This window comes from Naasia lichenicola, assembly GCF_004801885.1.
GTDB lineage: Bacteria > Actinomycetota > Actinomycetes > Actinomycetales > Microbacteriaceae > Naasia > Naasia lichenicola.
On the sequence record NZ_SSSM01000001.1, the window covers coordinates 1 to 18,954 of the forward strand.

At 66.9% G+C, this 18,954-nt stretch carries 20 protein-coding genes; 12 read left to right on the forward strand and 8 right to left on the reverse strand.

The features are described 5' to 3' along the window. The first annotated feature begins 218 nt into the window (after positions 1 to 218). Positions 219 to 440, forward strand: a complete 222-nt coding sequence (locus E6C64_RS00005; RefSeq protein ID WP_136425588.1) for a hypothetical protein — start codon at positions 219 to 221, stop codon at positions 438 to 440. An 84-nt stretch (positions 441 to 524) separates the two neighbouring features. On the opposite strand, the gene E6C64_RS00010 is transcribed toward E6C64_RS00005, so the two are convergent. From E6C64_RS00010 to E6C64_RS18820, 4 genes are read right to left on the reverse strand one after another with little or no spacing between them, the layout of a single operon-like run. After that, positions 525 to 1,433, reverse strand: coding sequence for a prenyltransferase/squalene oxidase repeat-containing protein (locus tag E6C64_RS00010; RefSeq protein WP_233255372.1), 909 nt, complete (start codon positions 1,431 to 1,433; stop codon positions 525 to 527). Between the two features lie 43 nt (positions 1,434 to 1,476). Beyond that, positions 1,477 to 1,770, reverse strand: a complete 294-nt coding sequence (locus E6C64_RS00015; protein WP_136425589.1) for a winged helix-turn-helix transcriptional regulator — start codon at positions 1,768 to 1,770, stop codon at positions 1,477 to 1,479. Continuing rightward, entirely contained in the window at positions 1,767 to 2,171 is a 405-nt protein-coding gene (locus E6C64_RS00020) for a VOC family protein (protein ID WP_136425590.1), read from the reverse strand. The genes E6C64_RS00015 and E6C64_RS00020 overlap by 4 nt, the downstream gene beginning before the upstream one ends. A gap of 45 nt (positions 2,172 to 2,216) precedes the next feature. Continuing rightward, positions 2,217 to 2,837, reverse strand: a complete 621-nt coding sequence (locus E6C64_RS18820; RefSeq protein WP_332908215.1) for a GAF domain-containing protein — start codon at positions 2,835 to 2,837, stop codon at positions 2,217 to 2,219. A gap of 116 nt (positions 2,838 to 2,953) precedes the next feature. Here E6C64_RS18820 and E6C64_RS00030 point away from each other — a divergent pair, with 116 nt between their 5' ends. Continuing rightward, positions 2,954 to 3,976, forward strand: a complete 1,023-nt coding sequence (locus tag E6C64_RS00030; protein WP_233255373.1) for an AraC family transcriptional regulator — start codon at positions 2,954 to 2,956, stop codon at positions 3,974 to 3,976. Positions 3,977 to 4,190: 214 nt separating this feature from the next. On the opposite strand, the gene E6C64_RS00035 is transcribed toward E6C64_RS00030, so the two are convergent. Next, positions 4,191 to 5,447, reverse strand: coding sequence for an ROK family transcriptional regulator (locus tag E6C64_RS00035; protein WP_158437676.1), 1,257 nt, complete (start codon positions 5,445 to 5,447; stop codon positions 4,191 to 4,193). A gap of 97 nt (positions 5,448 to 5,544) precedes the next feature. Here E6C64_RS00035 and E6C64_RS00040 point away from each other — a divergent pair, with 97 nt between their 5' ends. The 8 genes from E6C64_RS00040 to E6C64_RS00075 all read left to right on the forward strand — a co-directional run bounded on the left by E6C64_RS00040 (position 5,545) and on the right by E6C64_RS00075 (position 14,957). Next, positions 5,545 to 7,086 carry a sugar ABC transporter ATP-binding protein gene (locus tag E6C64_RS00040; RefSeq protein ID WP_136425594.1) on the forward strand — a complete coding sequence of 514 codons (1,542 nt, stop codon included), beginning with the start codon at positions 5,545 to 5,547 and terminating at the stop codon, positions 7,084 to 7,086. Further along, a complete protein-coding gene (locus tag E6C64_RS00045) occupies positions 7,083 to 8,114 on the forward strand; it encodes an ABC transporter permease (RefSeq protein ID WP_199240915.1) in 1,032 nt (343 codons plus the stop codon). Before E6C64_RS00040 ends, E6C64_RS00045 begins: the two co-directional genes overlap by 4 nt. 45 nt (positions 8,115 to 8,159) lie before the next feature. After that, a complete protein-coding gene (locus E6C64_RS00050) occupies positions 8,160 to 9,224 on the forward strand; it encodes a substrate-binding domain-containing protein (RefSeq protein WP_136425595.1) in 1,065 nt (354 codons plus the stop codon). An 83-nt stretch (positions 9,225 to 9,307) separates the two neighbouring features. Continuing rightward, positions 9,308 to 10,165, forward strand: a complete 858-nt coding sequence (locus tag E6C64_RS00055; RefSeq protein ID WP_136425596.1) for a sugar phosphate isomerase/epimerase family protein — start codon at positions 9,308 to 9,310, stop codon at positions 10,163 to 10,165. Between the two features lie 4 nt (positions 10,166 to 10,169). Then, positions 10,170 to 10,721, forward strand: coding sequence for a gluconate 2-dehydrogenase subunit 3 family protein (locus E6C64_RS00060; protein ID WP_136425597.1), 552 nt, complete (start codon positions 10,170 to 10,172; stop codon positions 10,719 to 10,721). Beyond that, complete coding sequence (locus tag E6C64_RS00065; protein ID WP_136425598.1) at positions 10,718 to 12,430, forward strand: GMC family oxidoreductase; 1,713 nt, start codon at positions 10,718 to 10,720, stop codon at positions 12,428 to 12,430. The genes E6C64_RS00060 and E6C64_RS00065 overlap by 4 nt, the downstream gene beginning before the upstream one ends. A 39-nt stretch (positions 12,431 to 12,469) precedes the next feature. Further along, a complete protein-coding gene (locus E6C64_RS00070) occupies positions 12,470 to 13,663 on the forward strand; it encodes a Gfo/Idh/MocA family protein (RefSeq protein ID WP_136425599.1) in 1,194 nt (397 codons plus the stop codon). Between the two features lie 67 nt (positions 13,664 to 13,730). Beyond that, a complete protein-coding gene (locus tag E6C64_RS00075) occupies positions 13,731 to 14,957 on the forward strand; it encodes an alpha/beta fold hydrolase (protein ID WP_136425600.1) in 1,227 nt (408 codons plus the stop codon). Positions 14,958 to 14,990: 33 nt separating this feature from the next. Here the strand turns inward: E6C64_RS00075 and E6C64_RS00080 are convergent, their stop codons facing one another. From E6C64_RS00080 to E6C64_RS00090, 3 genes are all read right to left on the reverse strand, one after another. Further along, positions 14,991 to 15,206, reverse strand: coding sequence for a CDGSH iron-sulfur domain-containing protein (locus E6C64_RS00080; RefSeq protein WP_233255374.1), 216 nt, complete (start codon positions 15,204 to 15,206; stop codon positions 14,991 to 14,993). Then, positions 15,203 to 16,276, reverse strand: coding sequence for an iron-containing redox enzyme family protein (locus tag E6C64_RS00085; protein ID WP_136425602.1), 1,074 nt, complete (start codon positions 16,274 to 16,276; stop codon positions 15,203 to 15,205). Before E6C64_RS00085 ends, E6C64_RS00080 begins: the two co-directional genes overlap by 4 nt. A gap of 103 nt (positions 16,277 to 16,379) precedes the next feature. Continuing rightward, the gene (locus E6C64_RS00090) at positions 16,380 to 16,856 is read right to left on the reverse strand and encodes a GNAT family N-acetyltransferase (RefSeq protein ID WP_233255375.1); all 477 of its coding nucleotides are present in this window, start codon (positions 16,854 to 16,856) and stop codon (positions 16,380 to 16,382) included. Positions 16,857 to 17,078: 222 nt separating this feature from the next. Between E6C64_RS00090 and nhaA the strand changes: the two genes are divergently transcribed. Together nhaA and E6C64_RS00100 are read left to right on the forward strand one after the other, a co-directional pair. Next, positions 17,079 to 18,383 (forward strand): Na+/H+ antiporter NhaA, encoded by a 1,305-nt coding sequence (gene nhaA / locus E6C64_RS00095; protein WP_136425603.1) that lies wholly within the window; start codon positions 17,079 to 17,081, stop codon positions 18,381 to 18,383. Positions 18,384 to 18,486: 103 nt separating this feature from the next. Further along, positions 18,487 to 18,900, forward strand: a complete 414-nt coding sequence (locus E6C64_RS00100; protein WP_233255376.1) for a VOC family protein — start codon at positions 18,487 to 18,489, stop codon at positions 18,898 to 18,900. Positions 18,901 to 18,954: the final 54 nt, after the last annotated feature.

Consider the following 18,954-nt stretch of genomic DNA (forward strand, 5'->3'; position numbering starts at 1 on the left):
TGGCGATCCAGCCAAGCCTGGATCAACGAAAAGGGGATCCGCCACACGGCGGATCCCCTTTTCCGTTTGCCCGTCGAAGTCTTGCAAGCGGACACCCAGATCCGAGCCTCGCCCCTCCGAGGATCAGCGGAGATGGGCGCTGTGCGATCCCGGCGAACATGAGCATCCGTCGCAAAAGGCGGGGCAGACCAGGGCAAAACCTCGGTTAGCGTGGACCTATGGCAAAAAGCTCTCGCGTCCGCTCAACCGCCCGGGGTCTGCTGATCTTGGGGGTCGCCGTGGCAGGCGTGAGTCTGATCGCCGTCGTTGTCGCGAACCTCGTGCAGCTCAATCCGGCCATCCCCGGTGCGGTGCTCGTCGCCAGCTTCGTGCTGGTCATCGTCGTTCTCCCGTTCTACCTTCGGGGCCGGCGCGTGAAGACGGACGAGACCTCGAGCTGACGTCAGAACGCGACGTCTGACCGAGACGTCACTGTCGTGGGTGGCTCACGGCCGCTAGCCCGGCCATGTTGCGCTGCCGGGGTGTCAGGCGACCGGGGAGGCCCACTCGATCACGCGCAGGGCGCGGAGCGTGGTCAGGCGGCTCGCATCTCCGGCCGTTTCGAGCTCGATGATGGGAGTCCCTGCGTGCGATGCGGACCGCCAGGTTCCGTCGCTGCGCCGTGCGTCATGCAGGGTCGCGACCGCCTCCGTGATCCGAGCGTCGGGTCGCGATCCGCTCGCTCGGAGGTAGTCGAGGCCGCGGAGAGCGTCGTAGCACCAGTAGCTCGGGACATGGGGAGTCGCCCAGGATTCGTCGAGCAGACGGTGGCTCGACTTCGAGCGCAGCAGCCCCCGCTCCGTCAGGTAGTCCTCGCCTCGATGCCGTGCAACGGCGAGTTCCCGGGCTGCGGTCACTCGCTCGAACTCGAGGAGCCCCTCGAGGACGCAGATGGTGGAGTGGAATGAGGATCGAGTGCTCGCGGGTGCATCGCAGTTCCAGCCCCCATCGGGAAGCTGTTCGCGGAGCAGGCGGTCGATGAGTGCCCGGTCGGGACGGCCGAAGTACGCCCCGAGCGTGGCGACGCGGCCGTTCACGCACGCCTCCGTCTCTCCCGAGAAGAACGGCAGGCCGCCGTTGCGCGCTTCCCACCGCACCTGATCGTGGACGAGGTGCACCGCGTGGCGCACTCGCTCGTCGTCGGGGTCGGCCCTGAGCTCGAAGAGGAGCCAGAGGGCGTCGGTGGTCGAGTTCCAGCCCTCGGAGTCGTACACGCCTACGCCCCAGTTGCCGTCGGGCTGCTGCAGGTCGAGGATCCTGCTGACGAGATCCTCGCCGTCGCCGGTGGACGACCGGCCGGAGGAGTCCGTTCGGTCGGCGTGAGCAAGCACCTGTGCGGTGATGGACGGATCGCCGCCGAGCAGCCAGCGCCTCAGCTCCGCATCGTCCACCATGCAGGTCTATCGCATCATCATCCGGTCGGTGCGGTGACCGGTCTCAGGGTTCGTGCTGCGTCTCGTCGGCGCCCCAGCGGCCGAGCGCGCCGATCGCCTCGCGCAGCGCGAGCCCGCGCTCGGTCAGGGCATAGGCCCTGGTGTTGTGACGAAGAGGCAGCCGGGTCAGCACGCCGGCCACCTCGAGCTCTCGCAGACGGGTCGCGAGCATGCTCATCGGCACTCCGAGGTCGCGCTGCAGGTCCCCGTAGCGCTGAGGGCCGTCGAGCAGGCGCTCGACGATGAGCAGGGCCCATCGCGATCCGACGACGTCGAGCGCCGCCGCGAGGTCGCTCACGCGGTCGGAGCGACGTCCGGCTTCATCCAGAACGGCGAGTAGTGGTAGCCGTCGGGGTCGTCGAACTGGCGCTGGTACATGAAGGGGTAGTCGTCGGTGTCGCCGATCCGACCACCGGCAGCCCCCGCGCGCTCGGTGAGCTCGTCCACCGCCTCGCGGCTGCCCATGTCGAACGAGACGGTGACCTTGGAGGGTGTGTCGGGGCCACCGATGAGGTCCTCGGTGCCGCCGACGCTCGCGTACATCTCGCGGCTGCCGAGCATGACGTACTGCTCCGGCGCTATCGCGAAGCACGACACGTTGTGGTCGGACATCTCCGTGTTGAGAGTCCAGCCGAGGGCGGTGTAGAAGGCGGTGGCGCGGTCGACGCTGTCGACGGGGCAGGTGATGAAGATGGGCATGTCAGCGATACTTTCAAAATCGAAGTGTCGCGTCAATGGTGCTCCTCAGTGCGGTGGTCGGACGGAAGCGGAACGGTGCAGGTCCAACTGCGCCAAGACGCCGTATAGGCGCAGGAGATGCAGCCAACGCGAAGGTTGCTCGAAGGGGCGCGGGCTCGGATCGAACAGGTTCAAGGAGCCGATGCGTCCGCCCTCCGCGCTCTCGAGCGGAAAGCCGGCATAGAAGCGGATGTGCGGTGCTCCCAGCACGTGCGGCAGTCTCCGGAACCGCGGGTCGGCCGCGGCGTCGGGAACCACCATCCCGTCCGGTTCCTGGATGGCGGCGAGGGTGAATGACTCTCGGAGCAGGATCCGCTGAGGCACAACGCCCGTCTGGGCCCTATGCAATAAGCGCCCACCGTCGATGACACTCACCGTCGCGGCATTCACGTCGAACGAGCTGCACGCCATCGTGACGACCTCGTCGAGTGGCCAGGTCCCGCCCAGTATCAGTGGAGCGAGGGCTTGGGCAGCCGCAGCGCGCGTCTGCGGGAAGGAGACGTCCGGCCCCAGGATTCTGCGAGGCACCCTGACCATCAACCCTCTCCGTCGGAATCGCAGCCGGCGGACTGGGATCCCTTCACGGTAGGTCGGGGACGCAGGGGGAGAAATCCGCCACCCGCGCATGACTATCCACTTTGCGCGGCGCAGGGGCACTCCGAGCCTCCCCGGAATCCCCAGCAGATCGGGGACCGAGGTCGGATGTCGACATGCGGCGTTTGCGTCAGATCTATACTCCCCGGGTGCCACAAGCCGCCACGGAACTGTTCACGAGCCATCCGCTCGCAGCGACAGTCGACATCGACCACGCCCGCCAAGTCCTGAGCGACGTCTACCTCCCGCTCGACTTCCCCTCCGCATCGCCGACCGCAGCCGTCGATCTCCATCTCAACATGGTCAAGGTCGGCCGGATCACCGCCGGCTACCTGCGATTCGGGGATGCCATCCGGATCCGAACGAGTGAGGCCACCGACTTCCACGTCGACATGCCGTTGACCGGCAGAGCGACGATGCGGGCCGGCTCGCAGACCCCCGTGCATGGATCACCGCGCACCGGGGCCATCTTCATGCCCGGCCACCCTGCGGATCTGGACTGCGATGAGGACTTCTCGCAGATGGCGGTGATGATCCCCAAGGCGGAGCTGGAGATCGAACTGGAGAATCTGCTCGGACACAGCGTCACGAAGCCGCTGGTGTTCTCGGCCGGCTTGGACCTCACCAGCGGGCCGGGATGCGCGGTGCTCGAGACACTTCGATTCATCGACCACGTGTCCACGAGCGCGCCCGACATGCTGCAGCACCCGATCGCCGCCCAGCGCCTCGAGCAGGTGCTGATGGAGTCGCTCCTGCTCGCTCAGCCGCACAATCATCAGGAATCCCTCGCCGCCCCGGTCGCCGCCGCCGGCCCCCGCCCCGTGGCCCATGCCATCGAACTGCTGCGAGGGAGCCTCGAGCACGCATGGACGGTGTCCGAGCTCGCCGTCGCCGTCTCGGTCAGCGTCCGAAGTCTCCAGGAGGAATTCCGCAGGTCCACGAGCAGCACCCCGATGGGCTATCTGCGCCAACTCCGTCTGGAGCGGATACACGACGAGCTCCTCGACGCCGAACCGGGCAGCGCAACCGTGAGCGATGTCGCTGCTCGATGGGGAATCACGCACCTGGGCCGATTCGCCGCCAGCTACCAGCGACGATTCGGCGAGAAGCCTTCCGAGACCATTCGGCGGGCGGCCGAATCTGCAGAACGGCCGTCGCGGCTCGCGATCTGATCGCCGGGCCCACGCACAGCGCGCGCTGATTCGCGCTCTCGCGCAAATCGGATCGGAGCGCGCGTTCGTCGGATTTCGATCTGGGGGGTCGCTTCGTAGCGTGGTCAGCGCGCCCGACGTGGCGCACTACCGGGTTGCGGCGCGACCTGGTCGTCACAGGACAGGCCCCGCCTGCTGATCTGATTGTGCAGGCGCTGGTTCGGTGTTGCGTGGCCTAGTTCTTGCCCAACGGCTTCATGTCCGAGTCGGCCGGTCGCGTGTGGTACTGGATGCCTCGGGGCGACAAAACCTGTTCGATGGCGGACACCATGCCGCCGATGAGGCCCGCCTCGTCGCCCAGCTCGGTGTGCACGATGGACAGGTTCCTCGTCGCCAGGGGCTGCGCCTGCTGGTAGACGACGCTGCGGATCTGCGACAGGACGTCGTCGGTGCACTGAGTCACCTCACCGCCGATGACCACCCGGGCGGGGTTGCAGAAGTTCACGAAATCGGCGATCGCGTTGCCGAGCACGGCGGCGACCTCCTTCACGATGCTGACGGTGGTGGCGTCGCCACGGGAGAGCTGATCGATCAGCTCTCGCGAGGTCACCTCTCGACCCAGCGCCTCGCCCACCTTCGCCGCCATCGCGTCGACGGATGCGACCGCAGACAGGCACCCGCGGTTGCCGCAGCTGCAGAGGACGTCGGAGGACCCGCTTGCTCGCACATGGCCGATGTCGCCGGCCGATCCATCGGCGCCATGCAGGAGAAGGCCGCTCTCGCTCACGAAGCCTCCGCCGATGCCCGTGTCGATGTTGACGAGCAGCAGGGGAAGGGTCGCTCCTCCCAGGGCGCGTGCCTCACCGAGGGACTTCAGGTTGACGTCGTTGTCCACGACGGCGTCGCAGTTGAAGCGGTCCGCCATGAACCTGCATGCCTCGAAGCCGTCCCAGCCGGGCATGAGGGGCGGGCGCACGACGATGCCTCGGCGCGAATCGACCGGTCCGGGGATGCCGACGGATATTGCGAGCGCTTCGGCGTCGGGCGTCCCCAGCTCCTCGAGAAGAGCGTCGAAGGCGCTTGCCATCAGCTCGACGACCTCGTCGGGACCTCTGCTGACGTCGACGGAGAGGGTGCGGCGCCCGAGCACCTGCTTGGCCGGAGTGGTGATGGCGATCCGGACCAGATCGATGGAGATGTCAGCCACCAGGACGACCCCGCGGTCGGGGTTGATCATGAACGAGCGGGCCGGGCGTCCTCGGGCGGGCTGGCTCGGTGTTCCCGCGTCCCGGATGAGTCCGGCGTCGAGGAGCACTTCCAGATGACCGTCGATGGTGGATCGCGCGAGGCCGGTCGAGGCGATGATCTCTCGCCGACTCACCTCGCCGCCGTTGGCGATGATGCGCGCGATCGTGCTGCGGGCGGCGTGCGCACTCGGCGAGAGCTGGCGGTCCGGTTCAAGGAGCTGAACTTCCGTCCATAACGTACCCATACTCCGATCATACGCACGCCTTTTACGCCACATATATGTCGAAATGATAATTAATCAGGCACTTTTTCACCGTTTCGCGGCTACTTATAGTCGAGCCATGAACCAACGACGATTCACTCCGGGAGAGGCTGCACCTGCGGCAGGCCGGGATGCGTCTGCTCCGAGGCTCCAGGTATCGGGCCTCAGCAAGAGCTTCCTGGGGGCGAACGCCCTCGATGATGTCAGCTTCACCATCGAGGCGGGCGAGGTCCTCGCTCTGATCGGCGAGAACGGTGCCGGCAAGTCCACGCTGATCAAGATCCTCTCGGGTGCGCACCGCCCGGACGCGGGCGAGGTCCTCGTCAACGGGGAGCGAGTGGACATCCTCAGCCCTCGCGATTCCGAAGATCTCGGCATCGCCACCGTCTACCAGGAGCTGAGCCTCTTCCCCGAGCTGTCCGTGGCCGAGAACCTCGTATTCGGATCGTTCCCGGGCCGGGGGATCATCGACTGGCGCTCGGCTCGCAAGGAGGCGACGGAGTTCCTCGCCAGTCTCGACGTTCACATCGACGTCACCAAGCGGGTGCGCGAGCTCAGCATCGCCGAGAAGCAGATGCTCGAGATCGCGAAGGCCCTCCATCGCCGCGCGCAGATCGTGATCCTCGACGAGCCCACCGCCGTTCTCGGCGGCGAGGACGTCGATCACCTCCTCGCCCTCGTCGAAGGACTCAAGAAGCGTGGCGTGAGCGTCATCTTCGTCTCGCACCGTCTGGAGGAGGTGTTCGGTCTCGCCGATCACTACGTGGTCCTGAAGGACGGCCGACTGACGGGCGCGGGGCGGATCTCCGAGACCGACCACGACGATCTCGTCTCCAAGATGGTCGGGCGGGAATTCGCGCGGTCCTCCCGCTCGGTCAACCAGAACCTCGGCGACGTCGTCCTCGCGGTGGAGCACCTCGTTCGAGACGGAGTGCTCGACGATGTCTCCCTCACGGTCCGGGCCGGCGAGGTGCTCGGCATCGCGGGACTCCGCGGAGCCGGCCGCACCGAACTCGCGCGAGCCATCTACGGCGCAGACACCGTGAACTCCGGAACCGTGCGAGTCAACGGCGTCGACGTGCCGAACGGCAGCCCCCTGCGATCCATCCGGGCAGGCATCGGGCTGGTGCCGGAGGAGCGGAAGACGCAGGGCATCTTCATCGCCCTGTCCACTGCGGCGAACATCCCGGTCGTCAAGATGCTGCGGCGCGGATTGCGCGTCGTCCGCCCTGCGGCCGAGCGCAGGCTCGCGCTCGCCTACAAGGACAAGCTGCGGATCAAGGTCGGCGATGTGAATGCCCCTGTCGCCCAGCTCTCCGGGGGAAACCAGCAGAAGGTCGTGCTCTCGAAGTGGCTCGACGCGGGTGTCGACGTCCTGATCCTGGACGAGCCGACGCGCGGCATCGACGTGGGTGCCAAGCAGGAGATCTACGAGCTGATCCGCGGCCTGTGCGAGCAGGGCCTCGCCATCATCGTGATCTCCTCCGAGCTCCCCGAGGTGCTGTCGCTCAGCCATCGAATCATCGTGATGCACCACGGCAGCGCCGTCGCCGAGCTCGATGGCGAGACGGCAACCGAAGAGCAAGTCATGAACTACGCAGTAGGAGGAAGAGGACAGTGACCGATTTCAGTCCGTCGATCCGATCGAACGGGGTCATCAGGACCCTCCGTCGGAACTGGATCACCATCGCGATCTTCATCGTGATGCTCATCGCGCTCGCCGTCTTCGTGCCGGCGTTCTATCAGCCGGCCAATCTGCTCAACGTGGCGCGACAGTCGTCCATCGTCGGCGTGGTCGCCATCGGCATGACCTTCGTCATCCTGACAGGCGGCATCGACCTCTCGGTGGGCTCGATCCTCGCGCTGTCCGGGGTGACCATGGCCATCCTGATCAATCAGGGGATGGTGCCGGGCCTCGCCATCGTCGTCGCACTGCTCGTCGGCGTGGGCGCGGGCCTGCTGAACGGCCTCATCGTCGCCGTCCTCAAGATCCAGCCGTTCATCGCGACGCTCGCGACGATGGTCGCCATCACCGGTCTCGCGCTGCGCGTGACCAACGGCGGCCCTCAGGCGTTCAACAACATCGGCGACCTGTTCAACTTCCTGGGAAGCGGGCAGGTGCTGGGTCTTCCCGGCCCCTTCCTGGTGTTCCTGATCGTGGCGGCCATCGGTGTCCTGGTGCTGCGCTACCTCTCCTTCGGCCGGTTCCTCTATGCGATCGGCGGCAGCTCCGAGGCGGCACGGCTGTCCGGCGTCCCCACCACCCGGACCCTGCTCCTCGCCTACGCGGTCAGCGGAGTGACGGCAGCTCTCGCCGGGGTGATGACCGCGTCCCGCCTCGGCGTCGGCGCACCGACTGCCGGCGGGCTCGCGAACCTCGACGCCATCACCGCGGTCGTCATCGGCGGCACCAGCCTCATGGGCGGGGTCGGCGGCGCGCTCGGCACCGTCTTCGGCGCCGTGCTGCTGGCGGTGCTCTCCAACCTGATGAACCTCATCGGGATCTCACCCTTCGATCAGCAGATCGTCAAGGGCGTGGTCATCGTGCTGGCGGTCCTGTTCGCCATTCAGGCCACCCGCAGAAGGATCTCCGACCGCCGGGCCAAGCCCGCGCCTCAGGAGAGCGTCCGCGACCGCCTCCTCCGGTAGGTCTCAGACGGCACCACCCATCACACCAACACGGAAGGCCACAGAATGCACTTCACCAGACCCAGGCTCAAGGGCGCAGCAGTGCTGCTCGCCCTCGCAGCCGGAATCGCGCTCGGCACCGCCGGCTGCGCGGCGACGACCACGTCTCCGCAGTCGACCAGCATCGTCTCGGAGACTCCGAAGCCGAGCATCTACTGCGGCGACGAGTGCGCAGCGCAGCTCGAACTCGCGGCTGCACCCGACTCCGTCCAGTGCAGCGTGGGCGTCTCATGGAGCGCCACGTCGTTCCCATACGGCGCCACGTCGTCCCAGCAGATCCCCGAACTCGCTGCGAGGTGGTTCCCGGGGATGAAGGTCACCGTCACGGACGGCCAGAACGACGCGGCGGTCCAGTCCGGCCAGATCGACGAGATGATCGCGCAGGGCATCGACGTGCTGATCATCTCTCCGCGTGACTCGGATGCCCTCGCCGGTGTCGTGGATCGCGCGGTCGCGGCCGGCATCAAGGTCATCGCAGCTGATCGCGACGTGAACACCACGGTGGACACCTACATCGGCTCCGACAACGTCGAGGCCGGGGTTGTTAGCGGCACCAACATCGCCGCGGTGCTGGGCGACGGCGGCAAGCTCATTGAGCTCGCCGGAAGCCTCGGCGCGTCACCGACGATCGCTCGCGGAGACGGACTTCGCACCGGGCTCGAGGGCTCCGACGTGACGATCGTCGACAGCCAGACGGCCGACTACGACCAGGCGAAGGGCCTGACGGTCATGCAGGACCTCCTGCAGAAGTACCCGTCCGGATCAATCGACGGCGTGTACACGCACAACGACCAGATGGCGTTCGGCGCCATCCAAGCGATCAAGGAGGCCGGCAGGGAAGGCGAGATCCAGGTCTTCAGCATCGACGGCGAGGACAAGGCGCTCGAGTACATCCAGAACGGCGAGATGCAGTCGACCGTCGGGTACCCGCTGGTGACCAAGGAGTCGGTGATCGCCGCGGCGAAGCTCTGCTCGGGGGAGGCGATCGACGAGCGCATCACGCTCGACTCGACGCTCATCGACGAGTCGAACGTCGCCGACTACGTCGGCAAGAGCCCCCAGACCGAGTAGCGGCAGGTCCGCTTCACCAGCAGCAAGGGAGGGGTTGGGAATACGGCCCAACCCCTCCTCCCATCAACAGAGGACGAAATTACATGAAGATCTCCTACAACACCTGGTCGTACTCCAGCTTCTTCGTCTGGGTGCCCTCGTACACGCTCGACGAGACCATCAAGCGGATCGCCCGCCTCGGATACGACGGCATCGAGATCGGGGCCGCAGCGCCCCATGCGTATCCCGCACATCTGGGAGCCGACCGCCGTGCTCAGGTGCGCGACCTGCTCCAGGAGCACGACATCGCCCTGTCCAGCATGCTTCCGGCGCCGTCCGGCGGACCGGGCAACAACCCCGCGTCCCCCTACATAGAGGAGCGCCGCGCCACCGTCGCGCACTACAAGGAGCTGGCGGAGCTCGTCGCCTTCTGGGGAGGCAAGACCCTCATCTACCTGCCCGGATGGAGCATCTTCGGCACGAGCCGTCGCCAGGCATGGGCATGGAGCCGCGAGGTGCTCACCGAGGTGGCCGACGCCATCGCCCACACGGGCGTCACACTCGTGATCGAGCCCACCTCCCACGACACCAACCTCTGCATGTCGGCGGACGATGCCATCGAGCTCATGCAGGACGTCGACCGGCCCAACGTCAAGCTCATGTTCGACACCTTCCACGTCAACTACAGCCGTGAGGTCAACACCGACTACGTCTACAAGATGGGCGCCGACCTCAAGCACATCCACATCTCGGACAACGATCGCCTCCCGCCCGGTCAGGGCGTGGTCGACTTCCCGTCGACCGTCGATGCCCTGTTGGACGTTGGATTCGACGGCTACCTGACCATGGAGACGGGCTTCCACCGTCGCGGCATCGAACCAGACCAGGACGCCCGTGAGGGGATCGAGTACCTGCGACCGCTCGTCGATCGCAAGCTCGCCGAGCGCGCGAACCGGAAGTAGCACGATGGTGAAGTCCACCTTCGTTCCGACCGAGGCGCTGCTGTTCTTCAACAGGGCCGACGCAGCGACGATCGACGCGTTCGCGGCGCAGATCATCCCGTCGGAGGAAGGTTCGCCCGGCGCACGCGAGGCAGGCGTCGTCTACTACATCGACCGTGCACTCGCCGGCTTCATGCGGGATCTCCAGCCGCTCTACCGACGGGGTCTCGAGGCGATTTCGGACCTCGCGGTCAGCGTCTTCGGGAAGGAGTTCTCGATGCTGTACGACTTCGAACAGCGATCCCTGGTGGCGGGGCTGGATGCCCGCTCGCAGTCTCAGCCCGAGGACTTCGCCGGGCAGTTCTATCGGGTCGTGCGCGAGCACACCGTGCAGGGCTTCTTCGGCGATCCCGCCTATGGCGGCAACCGCGACGTCGTGGGCTGGAAGCTCGTCGGCTTCCCGGGGGCTCAGTGGGGCTACAGCCGGGAGCAGATGCAGCCCGGCGTCGATGCCCGCAGCATCCCCATCCTGACCATCGGCGACCTGTACTCCCGGATCGGAGCGAACCGCACATGACCGAGAAGTTCGACGTCATCATCGTCGGCCTGGGCTCTGCCGGCGGCATCCTCGCCGAGCAGCTCACGAAGGCGGGCGCCCGGGTGCTCGGCCTCGACAAGGGCAGCGACTACAGCGAAGAGGACTTCGCGATCAAGCAGGACGAACTCCGCTACTACCAGCGCGGAGCGATCGTGTCGGGCGTGACGGTCGACCCCGTCACGTGGCGCGCCGACGAGAACAGCACGGCCCGAGTGCTGCCCTGGTCCGCGGGAGCCCTCGGCTCCGACGAGCCCCTGTACGGCATGCCCTCCATCGGCATCGGCGGAGGCACCTTGCATTGGGGATGCGCCGCCTACCGCTTCCGCGAGGCGGAGTTCCGAATGAAGTCGGCGATCTCCGAGCGGTTCGGCGTGGACAAGCTCCCCGAGGGCTCGACGGTTGAGGACTGGCCGATCGGGTACGCCGACCTCGAGCCCTACTACGAGAAGGTCGAGTGGGAGCAGGGCTACTCCGGGCGCGCGGGCAACGTCAAGGGGGAGTTCGCACCGGGAACCAACCCGTTCGATCCACCTCGCAATCGCGACTACCCGATGCCGCCCGTGCCGCAGGGTCCGGGCGACATCCCGTGGGTGGCTGCGACCGAGCGACTCGGGATGCATCCGTTCCGGCAGCCGCTCGCGCTCAATTCCACGGAGTACAAGGGCCGTGCGGCCTGCGTGAACTGCGGATTCTGTCACGGCTACCCCTGCCATGTGGGAGCGAAGTCGAGCACCCACGTCACGAGCGTGCCGGCGGCCAAGCTGACCGGCAACCTCGACCTGCGCACCCACTCACGGGTGCTGCGGGTCAACCGCACGCCCGACGGCAAGCGGGTCGTCGGGGTCACCTACGTCGACGGTGCGGATGTCGTGCACGACGTCGAGGCGCCCACGGTCATCCTGACCGCCTACGCCCTCGAGAACGTCCGCCTCATGCTGGTGTCCGGCATCCGCGGAAACGGGCAGGTGGGGGCGAACTTCATGACCCACAACTTCGGCTGGTTCGCGTCGATCCTGCCGGAGGCCACCAACCCGTTCCTCGGCACCTTCAATGCGTCGAGCGCGGTCGACGACTTCACCTCGGAGCTCGTCCCCGACAACGACCTCGGTGTGCTGTGGGGATCGCCGGTCATCAGTGTCACGGGCGATCTGCAGCCGATCGAGGCGTACCACCTGATGAATCCGGGTGTGAAGAAGTTCGGCCTCGAGTTCAAGCACTGGATGCGGGACAACTACACCCACATGCACCGCATGTACTCGCAGACGACCAACTTCCCGTACAAGCGGCACTACGTGGACCTCGATCCGAACATCACCGACCGCTGGGGGGTGCCCGCCATCCGGATCACCCATGAGTGGGAGGACCACGACGCCAACTCGGTGGAGCTGTTCGGGGACATCAAGCGCCGGATCGCGCAGGAGATGGGAGCGAAGGAGACCTGGATGGACTCCCCGCGACCGCCCTATCACCTGTCCGCGCACGACGTGGGCGTTCACCGCATGGGATACGACCCGGCGGCATCCGTCACCGACCCGTTCGGTGCGGTCCACGAGGTCGACGGCCTCTACGCCGTCGGCGGCGGAAGCTTCGTCAGCTACGGCGGATACAACCCCAACCAGACGATCCAGGCCCTCGCCTACCTCGCAGCCGACCGGCTCCTGGATCGATTCGGCGCCCGAGCGGGCTGACCCGCCCGCCCCCAAGCACGCACACACGAAAGGCAGCACATGACCACCACGAAGGTTCTGAGAGTCGGCATCGTCGGGCTCGAGTTCGGTGCGGAGTTCATCCCGATCTACCAGCGTCACGCGAATGCGGAGATGTACGCGATCTGCCAGCGAACCGAGTCCAAGCTCGACGAGGTCGGCGACAAGTACGGCATCCACGTGCGCTACACGGACTACGACGCGATGCTGGCCGACCCGAACATCGACGTGATCCACATCAACACCCCGCTGCAGCTGCACGCCGACCAGGTGGTCGCCGCGCTCGAGGCAGGCAAGCACGTCGGCTGCACCATTCCCATGGCCACGTCGGTCGAGGACTGCAAGCGGATCGTCGATGCGCAGAGGCGCACCGGACTGACCTACATGATGATGGAGACCACCCTCTACACGCGCGAGTTCCTCTTCGTGCAGGACCTCTACCGCTCCGGGCGTCTGGGCAAGCTGCAGTTCCTCCGTTCGTCCCATCATCAGGACATGACGGGATGGCCGTCGTACTGGGACGGCATGCCGCCCATGTACAACGCGACGCACGCCATCGGGCCGACTCTCGGAATCGCGGGTCACCAGGCCGAATACGTGCAGGCTCTGGGCTCGGGCAGCGTCTTCGACAGCATGAAGGGGCGCTACGACTCGCCCTACGCGATCGAGTCGACGCACATCCGATTCCTCGGCAGCGATGTGGGCGCAGAGGTGACCCGCCACCTGTGGGCGGTCGCCCGCGAATACCGCGAGAGCTTCGACGTCTACGGCGCGACGCGCTCGTTCGAGTGGTCGCAGACAGAGGGTGGCTCCCACCTGATGTATCTGGGGGAGAAGGTGCAACCTATCGAGGTTCCCGACTTCGCAGACCGTCTGCCTGCGGAGATCCAGTCCTTCACCCGAGCCGGCGTCTACGGCGAGGGTGACGACGTGGAGAGCCACCGCTCATTCGTCCAGGGTGGCGGACACGGCGGTTCGCACCCGCACCTCGCCCATCGGCTGCTGATGGCAGTGCTCGGCGAAGAGACCGCCTACCCCGACGCGGTGCAGGCGGCCAACATCACCGCGTCCGGCATCCTCTCCCACGCGTCGGTGATGGCTGGGGGCGAGCGCATGTACCTGCCGGAGTGGACACTCTCCGACAAGGAGCCGCTGCTGGTCGAGCTCGACGACGCAGTGCAGCCGGCCTGGAAGGACGAGACCACCGTGCTGTAGGCCGGGTCGCCGAGCGGAGGAGAATCGTTCCGTGCCGCGTCGCAGTGCGGTCGGAAGGAGGGTCGACATGACAGATCGATCCGTCCGCGGGCTCGTCCTGCGAGAGCACCGGATCCAGGTGCCCTTGGACTATGGAAAGCCCGACGGTCCAACGATCGAGGTCTTCGCCCGCGAGGTTGCGGCGCCGGATGGAACCGACCGGCCCTTCCTGCTCTTCCTACAGGGCGGGCCGGGCTTCGAGTCGCCGCGGACGCCCTCCGCTGCGGAGCCCGGCTGGATCGCACGGGCGTTGAAGGACTACCGGGTCGTGCTGCTGGATCAGCGCGGCACCGGACTTTCGACGCCGTTCGGCCACGCCGGCGACCCAGAGGACGACGCGAGATATCTCACCAACTTCCGGGCGGACTCCATCGTTCAGGACGCCGAACGGATGCGAGAGCACCTCGGGGCGAAGCGGTGGAGTGTGCTCGGGCAGTCGTTCGGCGGATTCTGCGCGCTCCATTACCTGACGGTGCACCCGGAGAGCCTGGAGGAGGTCATCTTCACCGGTGGACTGCCCCCGATAGGTCGGTCGGTCGACGACGTGTACGCGACCACCTTCCGCACGATGCGGCGTCTGAACCGCGAGTACCACCGCCGCTTTCCCCAAGACCAGGAGCGTCTCGACCGGGTTCTGGCGCTGTCCGCGGCGGGGAAGATCCTCGGTCCTTCTGGCGAGGTGATCACGCCCCGGCTCCTCCGCACGCTCGGCCATCACCTCGGCATGGACGGAGGCGCGGAAGAGCTGCACTTCCTGCTCGAGCTGGATCCCGCGTCGCTCGCCTTCTCGCACGACGTGATGGAGATGCTGCCGTTCGGAACGCGCAATCCCATCTACTCCGTGCTCCATGAGTCCAGCTACGCCGATGGGGTCGCCACCCGCTGGTCATCCCACCGCGTGCAGCCGGAGGACTTCGCCGATGGCTCGAGCCTGCTGACGGCGGAGCACATCTACCCCTGGCACTTCGAGGACATGCCAGGGCTCCGGCCCTACGCGCAGGCAGCCGAACTGCTCGCCCAGCATGAGTGGCCGCGCCTGTTCGATCTGGACGTGTTGAGTCGAGTGGATGTGACCTGCGCAGCGGTGATCTACGTCGACGACCCGTACGTCGATCGCGCGCTGTCGGAGGAGACCGCCGACGTGCTGCCCGGACTGCGGAGATGGGTGACGAACGAGCACCTCCACAACGGATTGCGCACCGGGGGAGAACGGGTGCTCGATCGCCTCATCGGGCTCGCACGGGGAACGATCTGACCGTCGCTGAGGGCTCGTATGCGCAGGGGTGCGTCAGCCGGTGCGGAAGCCCGTCACCTTGTGGGTGCCGTCGCAGTAGGGCTTGATGGTCGACAGGCCGCATCGGCAGAGCGCGACGGTTCGGCGGGTGCGCGGCACCGGGGTGCCGTCCGGGAGCACGATCTCGACGTTGCCGCGCACGAGGAAGGGGCCGTCGGGGCAGGCCACGATCTCGCCGTCATCGTCGCGACCGGTGTAGGCGCTCGTCACGCGGACCCCGTGGCCGGGGTGGATGTCTGCCCCGCCTGTGCCGGGGCCGCCACCGGCAATGGGCGTCGAAGGGCGCTGGTCCCTTCGCTCCATGCCCGGAACACGTCCTCTCCCAACCAGCCGTCGACGGTCATGCCTGCTGCTGCGCCGAATAGGACGTCGTCGAGCAGGTGCGGCTCGGCCTCGACGAGACCGCCGGCCATGTCGCGCGCGGCGATCTGCTCGTGCACCGCATCGGCCTCCACATGCTCGTCGAAGTACCAGGCGACGTCGTCGCCGTATCCGAGTCGGCGCACTCCGTTGCCATACTGCCGGTTCGGCAGCGAGGAGGTCATCTCGTAGGCGGCGAACAGACCGACGGACGCGCCGCGCAGCCGCCGGTGCAGTCCGAAGAGGGACATCACGTTGACCGACGCCAGCGCCAATGCGGGTACGGAATCGAGGTAGGCGCCGTCGGTGCTGTCCAGTCCCAGACCCGTCATGGCCCCCGCGAAGATCGTCGAATGCATGCGCTTTGCTCGCCCGCCGCCGTACTCGTCGGCGAGGATCTCGACCAGTGCGGCCTTGGCGCGGCCCTGGAGGCGGGGGATCGCCCAGCTCTGCGGGTCGGCCTCCTTCAGTGCATAGACGGACTTCAGGACCACGAGCTCGCGGAGCTGCCCATCCGTTGCCTTCTTCGCCACGAACCGCGACAGGCTCGGGCCCGAATCCTGACCGGTCAGGGAGAAGAGGGCGGTGGCGACCGACTCGGCATTCGGCTCGGGCCGCTTCGGCACGGGCACTCGGTCGCGCAGAGCTGTCTCGAGCGCGGCTTCGAGCGCGGCGCGAGCTCCGAGCAGGGTCAGGTCCCATTCGAGCTCGTCGCTGCCGTCGACCCCGCCGTAGCCGAGCTGGTAGAGGAGGAACAGGGTGAGCTGCAGGTCGTCGTCCCGGAAGATGTCCTCGGTCGCCGCGAGGGCGTCATCGACCGAGCCACGCAGGGAGTCCCGCTCCGGAGCCGATCCGCCGCCCGTGGCGAGGATGTCGAGAAGGACGGCGCTGGCTGGGCCGCGAGACTCGGGAATGCGCATGCGCTTATTCTTCCGCCAACACCGATGCGCCCGCCGGGGAGTTCGGCCGAGGCAGGGCAGAGATTCAGACTCGAGCCGCCGAGCGATGCGCGCAGGATTCGACTCAGGCGTCTCTGCCTGCTGACCTGATGGGGAAGAGGTCGTAGGTGACCCACGGCGTAGCGGTCGCCACCTTGTCGTAGACCCGTCGCGCCGTGGCGTTGTCGGCCGCGGTGATCCACCGAACCACCGATCGTCCTTCGGACCCGGCGAGCCTTCCCAGGGAGGTGAGCAGCGCCTGTCCGACGCCGGCGCCTCGCGCGGCGGGGCCGGTGAAGAGGTCATCGAGGTAGATGCCGACTGTGCCGGAGGCAGGGCGGTGGAAGCTCCGGTAGTGGGCGAACCCCACCACCTGCCCGTCGAGCACGGCGACGAGGGCTCGGACTTCGATGCTCTCGTCGTGGATCCACTCCCACACCCGCAGGATCACGTCGTCGTCCGGGCTGAGGCGGTAGAACTCCCGATAGCCGCGGAACAGCTCGGCCCACTGGTCGAAGTCGTCGCGCGATATGTCCCGGATGATCATCGCTTCATCTGCCACCACTTCAGCGTATGACGGATGGCCGGTCCGCCTCCGGGAGGTGAGCGCGGGTGCGATCGAGTTCCCTTCTGTCACGCGTCTGAATCACCGACGTCTCATGTGAGTGTCGACGACACCTCCCGTTCGACGATCCGTCGGCCGTGGGGCGGGCCGGTAGAGTCGAGCTCGGTGCGCCGGGAAGTCTGGTCGGCAGATTCTTCTTCGACCCTTCCGAAAGGCGCCATGCCGAAGCCCGCTCCCGCTCGCGCAGTCCTCAACCTCTTCTCGCCCAGTCGATCCGCCGAGTCCTCCCGTCTCGCCGAGATCCTCCGCAAGGAGACCGTGGGCGGCGGCATCCTCGTCGTGGCCGCGCTGATCGCGGTCATCTGGGCCAACTCGCCGATCGCCGACGCCTACTTCGCCGTCCGCGATTTCACCTTCGGACCGGAGTCGCTGCATCTCGACCTGAGCGTCGGGCAATGGGCGTCCGACGGACTGCTCGCCATCTTCTTCTTCCTCGTGGGCCTCGAGCTGAAGCGCGAGTTCGTCGCCGGCGAGCTGCGCGAGTTCAGCAAGGCGGTCGTGCCTGTAGCGGCTGCCGTCGGGGGAGTGATCGTCCCCGCCCTGATCTACACCGCATTCAACCTGGTCGACCCCGAGGGACTCCGCGGATGGGCGATCCCGACCGCCACCGACATCGCCTTCGCCGTCGCCGTCCTGGCCATCGTCGGATCGAAGCTCCCGAGCGCGCTGCGGATCTTCCTGCTGACCCTCGCCGTGGTCGACGACCTGATCGCGATCGCGATCATCGCATTCGTCTACACGACCGACATCGACCTCCCGCCGCTGCTGTTCGCGCTGATCCCGCTCGCGCTGTACACGTTTCTCGCCCAGCGCTACCGGCGGTTCTTCGGCACCAAGCAGGCGGCGGCCTGGCTCATCCTGCTGCCGATCGGCGTAGTCGTCTGGGCCCTGATCCACGCCTCCGGCATCCACGCCACCGTCGCGGGAGTGCTCCTCGGCTTCGCCATCCCGGTCATCCGCAGCCAGGCGAGCGGCGGACCTGAAGCGGGTCCCGGCCTCTCCGAGGTGTTCGAGCACCGCTTCCGGCCCATCTCCACAGGCATCGCTGTGCCGGTCTTCGCCTTCTTCGCGGCCGGCGTCGCGATAGGCGGATGGGACGGCTTCACCACTGCTCTGGCGAGCCCCGTCACCTATGGGATCATCGCCGCGCTCGTGCTCGGCAAGCCCATCGGCATCCTCGCCACCACCTGGCTGACCACCCGGTTGACCAGGGCCACGATCGATCGATCCATCCATTGGATTGACCTGACCGGCGTAGCGCTGCTCGGCGGGATCGGCTTCACCGTGTCGCTGCTCGTCGCGGAGCTCAGCTTCGGTCTCGGCAGCGTGCACGACGACGACGCCAAGGTCGCGATCCTCGTCGCATCAGTTCTCGCCGCGGTCCTCGCCGTCGTGGTACTCCGCCCGCGCAACAGGCACTACAAGAAGCTGGAGGCCGAGAGCGACGCCGAGACCGACGGCTGAGAGGGAGCGCTCTTCGCCGAGGCATGTGGTTCACGTGCAATCCGACTTTGCGCACGGCGTCACCTGCGTTGGCGCACTGCCTCGTTCCGCAGCACGGAACCGCATGCCACAAGCAGCACCCACCGCAAGAGAGATGGACCGCCTCACGATGGACATGCGCCTCGAACTCATCCCGCTGCCTGTGACCGATATCGCACGCAGCAAGGCCTTCTACGTCGAGAGAGTCGGGTTCAACCTCGACCACGATGTGGAACCGGGCAACGGGATGCGCATCGTCCAGCTGACGCCTCCTGGCTCTGCCTGCTCGATCGTCATCGGCACCGGCATGCTCGGCAGCAGTGCGTCGCCCGTGACGGGCATCCACCTCGTGGTCGACGATCTCACCCTGGTCCGCAGCACGCTGCTCGACCGGGGCGTGGAAGTGTCGGATATCAGTGACATGGGCGGCGGTATCCGCTACGCCTACTTCTCCGACCCGGACGGCAACTCCTGGGCGCTCCAGGAGATCAGGATCTGAGGTGTCCGCCGGCCGGCCACGGAGAGTGGTGGGCGGCGGCCATCGGCTCGTGCG